This window comes from Streptomyces anthophorae (assembly GCF_049310305.1).
In the GTDB taxonomy this organism is placed as follows: domain Bacteria; phylum Actinomycetota; class Actinomycetes; order Streptomycetales; family Streptomycetaceae; genus Streptomyces.
In genome coordinates, this window is sequence record NZ_JBLWQQ010000001.1 from 6,711,060 (window position 1) to 6,724,229 (window position 13,170).

Consider the following 13,170-nt stretch of genomic DNA (forward strand, 5'->3'; position numbering starts at 1 on the left):
TTTTTTCGAGTCATTCCAGACTGCCGGGAGTCTGTCGGATCCGCCTCCTGACGCGGATCCGCGCGCATTCGACACGTGAATACGCAGCCGCTCAGATGGGGGCTCATCCGTGGCCGGAAATGCTCATCCGGACAGCTCCCCGAAGAGGGGAGGGCAAGGGCGTTACGGCATGCGGACCAACACGACCCACCCCCACGAAGGGCTGGGTATGGGCAACGTCTAGAGTGGCGTGGTACGCGCGAGCCTTTACCGGGACTTCACATCAAGTGGTCCGCAACGGGGGCTCGCTGGAGTCTCTGTCAGGGGTGTGCGTGACGGCCGTCGAATCCCGTCCAGCGGGAGCGCTGACGAGCAATAGTCGGGGCCAGCGGCCGTTCGGGGCCCGGATCAAGGCGTTCGTGGCGCTGACCAAGCCGCGAATCATCGAACTGCTCCTCATCACCACCGTTCCGGTGATGTTCCTCGCCGAACAAGGTGTGCCCGACCTCTGGCTCGTGCTCATCACCTGCCTCGGCGGTTACCTGTCCGCGGGCGGGGCCAACGCCCTGAACATGTGGTACGACCGCGACATCGACGCCCTCATGGAGCGCACGTCGCAGCGTCCGCTGGTCACCGGCATGGTCAGCCCCACCGAGTGCCTGGTCTTCGGCATCTCCCTCGCGGTGATCTCGACGCTGCTGTTCGGCTTCGCGGTGAACTGGCTGTCGGCCTGGCTGTCGCTGGGCGCGCTGCTCTTCTACGTGGTCGTCTACACGATGATCCTGAAGCGCCGCACGGCCCAGAACATCGTGTGGGGCGGCATCGCGGGCTGCCTGCCGGTCCTCATCGGCTGGTCCTCGGTCACGAACTCCATGTCGTGGGCGCCGATCATCCTCTTCGGGGTCATGTTCTTCTGGACGCCGCCGCACTACTGGCCGCTCTCCATGAAGGTGAAGGACGACTACGCGCGCGCGGGCGTTCCGATGCTTCCGGTCCTCGCCTCCAACAAGGTCGTGGCCAGGCAGATCGTCGCCTACAGCTGGGTGATGGTCGCGGTGTCGCTGCTGCTCCAGCCGCTCGGTTACACGGGCTGGTTCTACACGGCGGTCGCGCTGCTCGCCGGCGGCTTCTGGCTGTGGGAGGCGCACGGTTTGCAGAACCGCGCCAAGGCCGAGGTGACGGGCGCGAAGCTCAAGGAGATGCGGCTGTTCCACTGGTCGATCACCTATGTGTCGCTGGTGTTCGTGGCGATCGCGGTGGACCCCTTCTTGCGCTGATCGCGCTCTCTGCTCTTTCCTGGTGGGGTACGTGGCCCAGGCCACGTACCCCACTTGTCGCTTGTTTGGCTACTCGTCGGTAGCATCCTGTCCATGGCAGAGACTCAAGCGGTTGAGGCGCCCCGCGGGGCGGCCAGGGACGAGCGTCGTGCGGCCAAGCTGGCCAAGCAGATCGGCGTGTTCGCCAAGGCGCACGGCGGTGCCGAGGGGCAGCTCGCGTACATCGGAGAGCACGGCACACGCATCGTGCTCGTCGGCGAGGACGGCGGCTGGGGCGACGTGGTGGCCCGCACGTACGAGATCGCGCAGAAGGCCGTGGAGAAGGCCGGCATCACCGTCCACGAGGACTTCGACGGCGACTTCGCGGCCAAGGTCGAGACGGGCCCGTACGAATGGAAGCGGATGGCGGGCATCCAGCTCGGCGGCTGAACCCGGCTCCCGGATCCGGCGGCCGAATTCGAGCAACACCAGACGCTTGTTCACCCGTTAGGACTGTAGGTACACGGTCCATAGACGGGGAGTCCGGATGATCGAAACGCCGTCCCTCGTGGATCAGTACTGTCACGGGGTGCTGCGTACGGAGCTGGGCCTCGGCACCTTCGAGGCCCACCTCGGCCGGGGCGAGGGGCCGCCCGCCCCCGGCACCACCTTCTTCGACACCCAGACCGGGTTCGCGGTGCGCCGCTGGTGCCCGCCGCTGCTCGGTCTGGAACCCCACTGCCCGCCCGCCCGCTATCTGGCGAGGCGCCGCGAACTGGGCGTCGTCGAGGCGGGGCGCAGACTGCTGCGCGGCAGCGGCATCACCACGTATCTCGTGGACACGGGGCAGCGGGACGATCTGACCGGGCCCGCCGAGATGGCCTCCGCGGCGTGCAGCGAGGCCCACGAGATCGTCCGCCTCGAACTCCTCGCGGAGCAGGTCGCCGACACCTCGGGGACCGTGGAGTCCTTCCTCGCGAACCTCGCCGAATCCGTGCACGCCGCGGCCGCCGGCGCGGTCGCCTTCACCTCGGTCGGCGGCGTACGCCACGGGCTCGCGCTCGACCCGCAGCCGCCGGGCCCCGGCGAGGTGCGCGGAGCGGCGTCGCGCTGGCTCGCGGGGCGGCAGGTCGGCGGCGCCCTCACGGACCCGGTGCTGCTCAGGCACCTGCTGTGGATCGCGGTCGCCTCGGGGCGGCCGCTGCAACTGCGCTGGGGGTGCCTCGACCCCATGGACCCGGCGGTGCTCGCCGAGTTCGCCCGCGCCACCGCGGGGCTCGGCACGGACGTGGTGCTGCTGCACGGCTACCCGAACCACCGGCACGCGGCGCATCTGGCGGGCGTCTTCCCGCACGTCTACGCGGACCTGGGCCCGGCACTCGCCCGCACGGGGGCGCGGGCGGCGGGGCTGCTCGCGGAGTTCCTGGAGCTGGCGCCGTTCGGGAAACTGCTGTTCTCGACGGGCGCGCAGGGGCTGCCGGAGCTGCACGTGGTGGGCGCACGCCTCTTCCGGCAGGCGCTGGGGCGGGTGCTCGGGGAGTGGGTCGCCGACGGGGCGTGGTCGCTGGGCGACGCGCAGCGGGTGGCCGCCATGATCGCGTCGGGGACGGCGCGGCGGGTGTACGGGCTCGGCGCCGGCTGAGCCCGTGGGGGCGTCAGACCGCCGAGAGCTCCTGGCCCGACTGCGACGGGAGGTCCGCCTCCGCCACCGGGCGCTCGCGCAGCGAGAGCACCACGCGAAGGACTCCGATCCACACCAGCGCCGAGCCCAGCATGTGCAGGCCGACCAGGATCTCCGGCAGATCCGTGAAGTACTGGACGTAGCCGATGACGCCCTGCGCGAGCAGGATCAGGAACAGGTCGCGGGTGCGGTGCAGGGGGCCCTTCGGGGCGTCGACCGCCTTCAGGACGAACCACAGCGCGAAGGTCAGCGTCACCACGATCCAGGCCAGGACCGCGTGCACCTTCGCGACCGTCTCCCAGTCGAGCGGCATCCGGTGCACATCGCTGGAGTCGCCCGCGTGCGGGCCCGCGCCGGTCACCACGGTGCCGACGAGGATCAGCAGCGCCGCCGCCGCGACCAGGGCCCAGACCAGCTGCTTGATGGCCTTGCCGACCAGCGGGCGCGGCTCGGCGTCGCCCTCGCGGGTGCGCTGCCACATCACCACCGCGACGGTGAGCAGGGCGGTCGTCAGGACGAAGTGGGCCGCCACCGTGTACGGGTTGAGGCCGACCAGGACGACGATGCCGCCGAGCACGGCGTTGCCCATCACGATCCAGAACTGGGCCCAGCCGAGCCGGGTCACCGTGCGCCGCCACGGCTTCCGCGAGCGGGCGGCGATGATCGCCCAGCCGACCGCGGCGCACAGCACGTACGTGAGCATGCGGTTGCCGAACTCGATGGCTCCGTGGAAGCCCATCTCGCTCGTCGCGGTCAGCGACTGGTCGGTGCACTTGGGCCAGGTCGGGCAGCCGAGGCCCGAGCCCGTCAGGCGCACGGCGCCGCCGGTGCAGACGATGAGCACCGTCATGACGACGGCGGACATGGCCGCGCGCTGGACGGTCCGCTGAGTGGGAGTCCAGTACTCGGCGATGAAGGCGAGCGGGTTGCGCAGCGCCCGCGCGGCGTCGGTGGGGGTCAGCTTTGGCACGGGCCCATCGTAGGCCGCCGCTTGTGCACGGCTTCACGAGGGGGACGTAACTGGGCCAACTGTGACGGGGGTTACGTCCCGCGGCCGGCCCCGTACATCACTCCCAGCGGAAGAAGCGGCCCGCCGCGCCGAGGCCCACGACCGCCCAGACCGCGAGGATCCCGAGGTCGCCCCATGGCATCGCGGCGCCGTGCTGGAGCACGTCCCGCAGGCCGTCGGAGAGCGCCGAGATGGGCAGCAGGCCGAGGACCGACTGCGCGGCGTCGGGGAACTTGTCGAGCGGGACGATGACGCCGCCGCCGACCAGCAGGAGCAGAAAGACCAGGTTGGCCGCGGCCAGTGTGGCCTCCGCCTTGAGCGTGCCCGCCATGAGGAGGCCGAGTCCGGAGAACGCCGCGGTGCCTAGCACCAGGAGGAGGAGAACGGCGAACGGGTTCCCGTGCGGCGACCAGCCGAGCGCGAACGCGATGACCGTGAGCAGGACGACCTGGAGGATCTCCGTGACCAGGACGGAGAGCGTCTTCGCGGTCATCAGCGCCCAGCGGGGGAGCGGGGACGCGCCGAGCCGCTTCAGCACCCCGTAGCGCCGCTCGAAGCCGGTGGCGATGGCCTGTCCCGTGAAGGCCGTGGACATCACGGCGAGCGCGAGGACGCCGGGGGTGAGGAAGTCGACGGCCTTGCCGGAACCCGTGTCGACGATGTCGACGGCCGAGAACAGGACGAGCAGCAGCGTCGGGATGACGACGGTGAGGAGGAGCTGCTCGCCGTTGCGCAGCAGCATCTTCGTCTCGAGCGCGGCCTGCGTCGCGATCATGCGGGGGAGCGGGGCGGCTCCGGGGGCGGGGGCGTACGTACCGGCGCTCATCCGCGCAGCTCCTTGCCGGTCAGTTCCAGGAATACGTCTTCGAGGGTGTGCCGCTCGACGGAGATCTTTTCCGGCATCACGCCGTGCTGGGCGCACCAGGAGGTGACCGTCGCGAGGAGCTGCGGGTCCACCTTGCCGCTCACGCGGTACGAGCCGGGGGTCAGCTCGGCCGCCGCCGCGTCCGCGGGCAAGGCCTTGAGGAGCGACGCCACGTCGAGGCCGGGGCGGCCGGAGAAGCGGAGCGTGTTCTCGGCGCCGCCCTTGCACAGCTGCTCGGGGGAGCCCTGCGTGATGACCTTGCCGTTGTCGACGATCGCCACGTCGTCGGCGAGCTGCTCCGCCTCGTCCATGTAGTGCGTGGTGAGGATGACCGAGACGCCGTCGGCACGCAGGTCCCGCACCAGGTCCCAGGTGGCGTGCCGGGCCTGCGGGTCGAGCCCCGCGGTCGGCTCGTCGAGGAAGACCAGTTCGGGGCGGCCGATCACGGCCATGGCGAGCGCGAGGCGCTGTTGCTGGCCGCCGGAGAGGCGCCGGTAGGTGGTGCGGCCGCAGCTGCCGAGACCGAGGCGCTCGATGAGGGCGTCCACGTCGAGCGGGTGGGCGTGCAGCTTGGCGATGTGGCGGAGCATTTCGTCGGCACGGGCGCCGGAGTAGACGCCGCCCGACTGGAGCATCACGCCGATCCGGGGGCGCAGCGCGGAGGCCTGTTTGACCGGGTCGAGGCCGAGGACGCGGACGGTGCCGGAGTCCGGCCTGCGGTAGCCCTCGCAGGTCTCGATCGTGGTGGTCTTGCCCGCGCCGTTGGGGCCGAGGACGGCCGTGATGCCGGGGGCCGCCGTGAGGTCGAGGCCGTCGACCGCGGTCTTGGTTCCGTACCGCTTCACCAGACCGGTGATGTGGACGACTGGCTCGCTTCGCATGGTGGCCAAGTCTAAGGACGCGGCGTGGCGCCCCGACGCGCGGGGAGCCACTTCTCCGCGTACGACACCGCCTCCGCGCCCCCGAAAAGTCGGGTCTCGGCGGCGCCCACCCGGCCGCGGGTGACCGTCGTGTCCTGTTCGAAGGCGGCGCCCAGTTCGTCGAAGCGGGCGGCGTCGATCGCGGGCTCGCGCACGTGTTCCCAGCCGTGCGGGCCCGGTCGCCCGGCGTCCTCGTACCGGGCCGGGATGCGGTACTCGGCCAGGTGGAAGCTGGTGCACGCCTCGTATCCCGCGCCCAGGAGCAGTACGCGCGCGTGCAGCTCCTCCAGGCGGGCCAGCGGGCTGCGCTCGCCGAGCCGGCAGTCGACCGCGTGCCCCTCGGTCACCGTGGCGGCGCAGGGTCCGAGCGCGGCGAAGGACGTCTGCGGGTGCGCGCTGCGCAGGGCTCCCGGCCAGGTGTGCACGTGCGTGGTCCCCGCCACCGGCGGGCGGGCCTGCCTCGGCGTCCGCCCCCGTCGCCAGAGCGCGACACCGGCGGTCGGTTCGCCTTCCCGGGGCGACGCCCGTCGTTTTCGTTGCGCGGCACCGGGGGCCGCCTTGCCCACCCTGCCGCCCCAGGCGGCAGATTGCCCAAGGCGGGGGCGGCGTCGGCAGTCGGCGGCCCCACGGGGTGCGGAGGTCGGTCGACGGGGCGACGCGTGCGACGAGTGGGCCGGTCGGGTGGGGTGTGGGCGCGGGCGAGAGGCGGCATCGGGCACCGCGGAGATACCGGTCACCGCCCGGGCTCTGATCGATCAAAGATCGTTTTCGCAGGTCACCGTACGTGGGTACTTAGGTTCGCCTAAGTGATGTACGGCACCGGGCGGCGATCACCGCCGCGCTTGTCAGGGTCTGAGGAATTACGCAACAATGGCGTTGTGAAAAACGTCGGCGAGGCCCCAGAGGAGCTCACGACCGGGGAGCGGTCCACCCGCAACCGGGTCGCGCGCTCCATCCTGGACCACGGCCCCTCCACCGTCGCCGAGCTCGCGGGACGCCTCGGCCTCACCCAGGCCGCCGTCCGCCGCCACCTCGACGCACTCGGTGCCGACAATGTCGTGGAGCCCAGGGATCAGCGCGTGTACGGCGCCCGCACCCGCGGCCGCCCCGCCAAGGTGTTCGCGCTGACCGACTGCGGCAGGGACGCCTTCGACCAGTCCTACGACAAGCTCGCCGCGGAAGCGCTCCGCTGGATCAAGGAGCAGGCCGGCGGCGACGAGGCGCTCGTCTCCTTCGCCCGCGCCCGGATCGCCGCTCAGGCCGGTCCCTACAAGGCGGCGATCGAGGCTGCGGCACCCGAGGAGCGCGCCCAGGCCCTGGCGAGGGCCTTGAGCGCGGACGGGTACGCTGCTACGGCGCGTAGCGCACCGGTCGGTGAGCAGCTCTGCCAGCACCACTGCCCAGTCGCCCACGTAGCCGAGCAGTTCCCGCAATTGTGCGAGGCCGAGACAGAAATGTTCTCGCAGCTGCTGGGCACCCACGTACAGCGACTGGCCACCATCGCCCATGGCGACGGGGTCTGCACGACGTTCATCCCCAAGAACACCCCCAACACGACCACCAACGCATCTGCAAGCACGGCCGGGAGGAACCCCGCATGACTCTCCCCATCGAGGAGACTGCCCACCCTGAGCTCGAGGGCCTGGGCAAGTACGAATACGGCTGGGCGGACTCCGACGCGGCCGGTGCCTCTGCCAAGCGCGGCATCAACGAGGACGTCGTCAAGGACATCTCCGCCAAGAAGTCCGAGCCGGAGTGGATGACCAAGCTCCGCCTCAAGGGCCTGAAGCTGTTCGGCAAGAAGCCCATGCCGAACTGGGGCTCGGACCTGTCGGGCATCGACTTCGACAACATCAAGTACTTCGTGCGCTCCACGGAGAAGCAGGCGGAGTCCTGGGAGGACCTGCCCGAGGACATCAAGGCCACGTACGACAAGCTCGGCATCCCGGAGGCGGAGAAGCAGCGCCTCGTCGCCGGTGTCGCGGCCCAGTACGAGTCCGAGGTCGTGTACCACCAGATCCGTGAGGACCTGGAGGAGCAGGGTGTCATCTTCATGGACACCGACACGGCCCTGAAGGAGCACCCGGAGCTCTTCAAGGAGTACTTCGGGACCGTCATCCCGACCGGCGACAACAAGTTCGCCGCGCTGAACACCGCCGTGTGGTCGGGTGGCTCCTTCATCTACGTGCCGAAGGGCGTGCACGTCGAGATCCCGCTCCAGGCCTACTTCCGTATCAACACGGAGAACATGGGCCAGTTCGAGCGGACGCTGATCATCGTCGACGAGGACGCCTACGTCCACTACGTCGAGGGCTGCACCGCCCCGATCTACAAGTCGGACTCCCTGCACAGCGCCGTCGTCGAGATCATCGTCAAGAAGGGCGCGCGCTGCCGCTACACGACCATCCAGAACTGGTCGAACAACGTCTACAACCTGGTCACCAAGCGCGCCGTCGCCTACGAGGGCGCGACCATGGAGTGGGTCGACGGCAACATCGGCTCCAAGGTGACCATGAAGTACCCGGCCGTCTACCTGATGGGCGAGCACGCCAAGGGCGAGACGCTGTCCATCGCCTTCGCGGGCGAGGGCCAGCACCAGGACGCCGGCGCGAAGATGGTCCACATGGCGCCGAACACGTCGTCCAACATCGTCTCGAAGTCCGTCGCGCGCGGCGGCGGCCGCACCTCCTACCGCGGCCTCATCGAGATCGGCGAGGGCGCCCCGGGCGCCAAGTCGAACGTGCTCTGCGACGCCCTGCTCGTCGACCAGATCTCGCGCTCCGACACGTACCCGTACGTGGACGTCCGCGAGGACGACGTGTCCATGGGTCACGAGGCGACCGTCTCCAAGGTCTCCGAGGACCAGCTCTTCTACCTCATGAGCCGCGGTCTCTCCGAGTTCGAGGCCATGGCGATGATCGTGCGCGGCTTCGTCGAGCCGATCGCGAAGGAGCTGCCCATGGAGTACGCGCTCGAGCTCAACCGGCTGATCGAGCTCCAGATGGAAGGCTCGGTCGGCTGACCGCCGACTGACGTCGCCATCAAGTCACTCACGTAACGAAAGCGAGCACCACGACAGCCATGGCTGAGGCTCCCACCACCATCCCGGCAGGCTCGACGACCGCGGGCGCCGTCGCGGTCGCCGCCGAGTCGACCGTTGCCACGCGCATGAGCGCGCCCCCCTCCTACGACGTGCAGGACTTCCCGGTCCCGCACGGCCGCGAGGAGGAGTGGCGGTTCACGCCGCTGGAGCGGCTGCGCGGTCTGCACGACGGCACCGCCACCGCGACCGGTGACGGCGTGAAGGTCGACGTCGAGGCCCCGGAGGGCGTCAGCGTCGAACTGGTCGGCCGCGACGACGCGCGCGTCGGCAAGGCCGGCAAGCCCGTCGACCGTGTCGCCGCGCAGGCGTACTCGGCGTTCGAGAAGGCGTCCGTCGTCTCCGTGCCCAAGGAGACGGTCCTCACCGAGCCGATCCGCATCGCGGTGCGCGGCGAGGGCGGTGTCGCCTACGGCCACCAGGTCATCGAGCTGGGCGCCTTCGCCGAGGCCGTCGTCGTCATCGACCACACCGGTGACGCGGTGCTCGCCGCCAACGTCGACTACCTGCTGGGCGACGGCGCGAAGCTGACCGTCGTCTCCGTGCAGGACTGGGACGACAAGGCCGTGCACGTGGCGCAGCACAACGCGCTGGTCGGCCGCGACGCCTCCTTCAAGTCGGTCGTCGTCACCTTCGGCGGCGACGTCGTCCGCCTCAACCCGCGCGTCAACTACGCGGGCACCGGCGGCGAGGCCGAGCTGTTCGGCCTGTACTTCACCGACGCGGGCCAGCACCAGGAGCACCGCCTCCTGGTCGACCACAACACCCCGCACTGCAAGTCGAACGTCGTCTACAAGGGCGCGCTCCAGGGCGACGACGCGCACGCCGTGTGGATCGGTGACGTCCTCATCGAGGCCGCGGCCGAGGGCACGGACACCTACGAGATGAACCGCAACCTGGTTCTGACCGACGGTGCCCGCGTCGACTCGGTGCCGAACCTGGAGATCGAGACCGGCGAGATCGTCGGCGCCGGTCACGCCTCCGCCACCGGCCGCTTCGACGACGAGCAGCTCTTCTACCTGATGTCCCGCGGCGTCCCCGCCGAGGAGGCCCGCCGCCTCGTCGTGCGCGGCTTCTTCGCCGAGCTGGTCCAGCAGATCGGCGTCCCGGACATCGAGGAGCGCCTGCTCGAGAAGATCGAGGTCGAGCTGGAGGCCTCGGTCTGATGTCCCCGTCCTTCGTACGTGCCTGTGGGCTCGCCGAGCTGGAGACCGACACCCCGAAGCGGGTGGAGATCGACGGCACGCCCGTGTCCATCGTGAGCACCGAGGGCGAGGTGTTCGCGATCAACGACATCTGCTCGCACGCGAACGTCTCGCTCTCCGAGGGCGAGGTGGAGGACTGCCAGATCGAGTGCTGGCTGCACGGGTCCGCGTTCGACCTGCGCACCGGCAAGCCGTCCGGCCTCCCGGCCACCCGCCCTGTGCCCGTATACCCCGTGAAGATCGAAGGGGACGACGTTCTCGTCTCCCTCACCCAGGAGAACTGAAGTCCCCATGGCAACGCTTGAAATCAAGGACCTGCACGTCACCGTCGAGGCGGACAACGCCACGAAGGAGATCCTCAAGGGCGTCGACCTGACCGTGAAGCAGGGCGAGACCCACGCGATCATGGGTCCGAACGGCTCCGGCAAGTCGACCCTCGCGTACTCCCTGGCGGGTCACCCCAAGTACACGATCACCTCCGGCACCGTCACCCTCGACGGCGAGGACGTCCTCGAGATGTCCGTCGACGAGCGTGCCCGCGCCGGCCTCTTCCTGGCCATGCAGTACCCGGTCGAGGTCCCCGGTGTCTCCGTCTCCAACTTCCTGCGCACCTCGGCCACGGCCGTGCGCGGCGAGGCCCCCAAGCTGCGCACCTGGGTGAAGGAGGTCAAGGAGGCCATGGAGAAGCTCTCCATGGACCCGTCCTTCGCCGAGCGCAACGTGAACGAGGGCTTCTCCGGCGGTGAGAAGAAGCGCCACGAGATCCTCCAGCTCGAGCTCCTCAAGCCGAAGATCGCCGTCCTCGACGAGACCGACTCCGGCCTCGACGTCGACGCCCTGCGCATCGTCTCCGAGGGCATCAACCGCGTCCGTGAGAACGGCGAGGTCGGCACCCTCCTGGTGACCCACTACACGCGCATCCTGCGCTACATCAAGCCCGACCACGTGCACGTGTTCGCGGGCGGCCGCATCGTCGAGTCCGGCGGCGCCGAGCTGGCCGACCAGCTCGAGGCCGAGGGCTACGACAAGTACGTGAAGGGTGGCGCATCCGCGTGACACAGCTGCCGGGCCTCCTCGACACCGAGGCGATCCGCAAGGACTTCCCGATCCTCGACCGGGTGCTTCACGACGGCAAGAACCTCGTGTACCTGGACAACGCGGCGACCTCGCAGACGCCGCGCCAGGTCCTCGACGCCATGACGGGGTACTACGAGCGGCACAACGCCAACGTCCACCGCGGCGTTCACGTGCTGGCCGAGGAGGCCACGGCGCTGTACGAGGGCGCGCGCGACAAGGTCGCCGGGTTCATCAACGCGCCGAGCCGCGACGAGGTCATCTTCACGAAGAACGCCTCGGAGTCGCTCAACCTCGTCGCCAACATGCTCGGCTGGGCCGACGAGCCGTACAAGGTCGATCACGAGACCGAGATCGTGATCACGGAGATGGAGCACCACTCCAACATCGTTCCGTGGCAGCTGCTCTCGCAGCGCACCGGCGCGAAGCTGAAGTGGTTCGGTCTGACGGACGACGGCCGCCTCGACCTGAGCAACATCAACGAGGTCATCACCGAGAAGACGAAGATCGTCTCCTTCGTGCTCGTGTCGAACATCCTCGGCACCCACAACCCGGTCGAGGCCATCGTGCGCCGCGCCCAGGAGGTCGGTGCCCTGGTCCTGATCGACGCCTCGCAGGCCGCCCCGCACATGCCGGTCGACGTGCAGGCGCTCCAGGCCGACTTCGTGGCCTTCACCGGCCACAAGATGTGCGGCCCGACGGGCATCGGCGTGCTCTGGGGACGGCAGGAGCTCCTGGAGGACCTGCCCCCGTTCCTCGGCGGCGGCGAGATGATCGAGACGGTGTCCATGCACTCCTCGACGTACGCCCCGGCGCCGCACAAGTTCGAGGCCGGTACGCCGCCGATCGCGGAGGCCGTCGGCCTCGGCGCGGCGATCGACTACCTCGAATCGATCGGCATGGACCGGATCCTCCAGCACGAGCAGGCGCTCACGGAGTACGCGGTGAAGCGGCTCCAGGAGGTCCCCGACCTGAAGATCATCGGCCCGGCAACGGCCGAGGACCGGGGCGCGGCGATCTCCTTCACGCTCGGCGACATCCACCCGCACGACGTGGGCCAGGTCCTCGACGAGCAGGGCATCGCGGTCCGGGTCGGTCACCACTGCGCACGGCCGGTCTGCCTGCGGTACGGAATTCCTGCGACCACGCGAGCGTCGTTCTATCTGTACTCCACGCCCGGCGAGATCGACGCGCTGGTCGACGGCCTGGAGCACGTACGGAACTTCTTCGGTTGAGGGGTTGGCGAGGAATCGCATGAAGCTGGATTCGATGTACCAGGAAGTCATCCTGGACCACTACAAGCACCCGCACGGCCGGGGCTTGCGGGATGGCGACGCCGAGGTGCACCACGTCAACCCGACGTGCGGTGACGAGATCACACTGCGCGTGAAGTACGAAGGCGAGAAGATCGCTGACGTGTCGTACGAGGGGCAGGGCTGTTCGATCAGCCAGGCCTCGGCGTCCGTGCTCAACGAGCTGCTGGTCGGCAAGGAGCTGTCCGACGCGCGGAAGATCCAGGAGACCTTCCTGGAACTGATGCAGTCGAAGGGTCAGATCGAGCCGGACGACTCGATGGAGGAGATCCTGGAGGACGCGGTCGCGTTCGCCGGGGTCGCCAAGTACCCGGCCCGAGTGAAGTGCGCCCTCCTGAGCTGGATGGCGTGGAAGGACGCGACGGCGCAGGCTTTCGCGGAGGAGGCGAAGACCGCATGAGTGACAGCACGGCAGTGGAGATGAAGCCGGCCTCCGAGGAGGAGGTCCGCGAGGCGCTGTACGACGTCGTCGACCCCGAGCTGGGCATCGACGTCGTCAACCTGGGCCTGATCTACGGCATCCACGTCGACGACGCGAACATCGCGACGATCGACATGACGCTGACGTCGGCGGCCTGTCCGCTCACGGACGTCATCGAGGACCAGGCGAAGTCCGCCACCGACGGCATCGTCAACGAGCTCCGGATCAACTGGGTCTGGATGCCGCCGTGGGGCCCGGACAAGATCACGGACGACGGCCGCGAGCAGCTGAGGGCGCTCGGCTTCAACGTGTGAGTATCACTGCTCACCGCTCTTGTGGGGTGCCAC

General features: G+C 69.4%; 14 protein-coding genes and 1 pseudogene. 11 read left to right on the forward strand and 4 right to left on the reverse strand.

Annotation, left to right across the window (positions count from 1 at the left end):
• The first annotated feature begins 305 nt into the window (after positions 1-305).
• The 3 genes from ACNYS0_RS30410 (at position 306) to ACNYS0_RS30420 (ending at position 2,877) form a co-directional block, all read left to right on the forward strand.
• Positions 306-1,256, forward strand: coding sequence for a heme o synthase (locus ACNYS0_RS30410; protein WP_422434437.1), 951 nt, complete (start codon positions 306-308; stop codon positions 1,254-1,256).
• Between the two features lie 93 nt (positions 1,257-1,349).
• Entirely contained in the window at positions 1,350-1,685 is a 336-nt protein-coding gene (locus tag ACNYS0_RS30415; RefSeq protein ID WP_422430261.1) for a hypothetical protein, read from the forward strand.
• 97 nt (positions 1,686-1,782) lie between these two features.
• Entirely contained in the window at positions 1,783-2,877 is a 1,095-nt protein-coding gene (locus tag ACNYS0_RS30420; protein ID WP_422478045.1) for an amidohydrolase family protein, read from the forward strand.
• 13 nt (positions 2,878-2,890) lie between these two features.
• Here the strand turns inward: ACNYS0_RS30420 and ACNYS0_RS30425 are convergent, their stop codons facing one another.
• The 4 genes and pseudogenes from ACNYS0_RS30425 to ACNYS0_RS30440 all read right to left on the reverse strand — a co-directional run bounded on the left by ACNYS0_RS30425 (position 2,891) and on the right by ACNYS0_RS30440 (position 6,466).
• Complete coding sequence (locus tag ACNYS0_RS30425) at positions 2,891-3,886, reverse strand: COX15/CtaA family protein (RefSeq protein WP_422478047.1); 996 nt, start codon at positions 3,884-3,886, stop codon at positions 2,891-2,893.
• Between the two features lie 97 nt (positions 3,887-3,983).
• Positions 3,984-4,751, reverse strand: a complete 768-nt coding sequence (locus ACNYS0_RS30430) for an ABC transporter permease (protein ID WP_422478049.1) — start codon at positions 4,749-4,751, stop codon at positions 3,984-3,986.
• Positions 4,748-5,671, reverse strand: a complete 924-nt coding sequence (locus ACNYS0_RS30435; protein ID WP_422478051.1) for an ABC transporter ATP-binding protein — start codon at positions 5,669-5,671, stop codon at positions 4,748-4,750. The genes ACNYS0_RS30430 and ACNYS0_RS30435 overlap by 4 nt, the downstream gene beginning before the upstream one ends.
• An 11-nt stretch (positions 5,672-5,682) precedes the next feature.
• Positions 5,683-6,466: pseudogene (locus tag ACNYS0_RS30440) on the reverse strand (AAC(3) family N-acetyltransferase).
• A 122-nt stretch (positions 6,467-6,588) separates the two neighbouring features.
• Here ACNYS0_RS30440 and ACNYS0_RS30445 point away from each other — a divergent pair.
• The 8 genes from ACNYS0_RS30445 to ACNYS0_RS30480 are packed head-to-tail and all read left to right on the forward strand — an operon-like array spanning position 6,589 to position 13,137.
• The gene (locus ACNYS0_RS30445) at positions 6,589-7,311 is read left to right on the forward strand and encodes a helix-turn-helix transcriptional regulator (RefSeq protein WP_399232390.1); all 723 of its coding nucleotides are present in this window, start codon (positions 6,589-6,591) and stop codon (positions 7,309-7,311) included.
• Entirely contained in the window at positions 7,308-8,732 is a 1,425-nt protein-coding gene (sufB, locus tag ACNYS0_RS30450; RefSeq protein WP_422406622.1) for a Fe-S cluster assembly protein SufB, read from the forward strand. The genes ACNYS0_RS30445 and sufB overlap by 4 nt, the downstream gene beginning before the upstream one ends.
• A 59-nt stretch (positions 8,733-8,791) precedes the next feature.
• Entirely contained in the window at positions 8,792-9,976 is a 1,185-nt protein-coding gene (gene sufD, locus ACNYS0_RS30455; protein ID WP_422478053.1) for a Fe-S cluster assembly protein SufD, read from the forward strand.
• Positions 9,976-10,299, forward strand: a complete 324-nt coding sequence (locus tag ACNYS0_RS30460; RefSeq protein WP_422478055.1) for a non-heme iron oxygenase ferredoxin subunit — start codon at positions 9,976-9,978, stop codon at positions 10,297-10,299. The genes sufD and ACNYS0_RS30460 overlap by 1 nt, the downstream gene beginning before the upstream one ends.
• A gap of 7 nt (positions 10,300-10,306) precedes the next feature.
• A complete protein-coding gene (gene sufC, locus ACNYS0_RS30465) occupies positions 10,307-11,071 on the forward strand; it encodes a Fe-S cluster assembly ATPase SufC (protein WP_385766119.1) in 765 nt (254 codons plus the stop codon).
• Positions 11,068-12,324 (forward strand): cysteine desulfurase, encoded by a 1,257-nt coding sequence (locus ACNYS0_RS30470; protein ID WP_422478057.1) that lies wholly within the window; start codon positions 11,068-11,070, stop codon positions 12,322-12,324. Before sufC ends, ACNYS0_RS30470 begins: the two co-directional genes overlap by 4 nt.
• Before the next feature lie 19 nt (positions 12,325-12,343).
• Positions 12,344-12,802 (forward strand): Fe-S cluster assembly sulfur transfer protein SufU, encoded by a 459-nt coding sequence (sufU, locus tag ACNYS0_RS30475; RefSeq protein WP_422478059.1) that lies wholly within the window; start codon positions 12,344-12,346, stop codon positions 12,800-12,802.
• The gene (locus ACNYS0_RS30480; protein ID WP_266720908.1) at positions 12,799-13,137 is read left to right on the forward strand and encodes a metal-sulfur cluster assembly factor; all 339 of its coding nucleotides are present in this window, start codon (positions 12,799-12,801) and stop codon (positions 13,135-13,137) included. The genes sufU and ACNYS0_RS30480 overlap by 4 nt, the downstream gene beginning before the upstream one ends.
• The last annotated feature ends 33 nt before the right edge of the window (positions 13,138-13,170 follow it).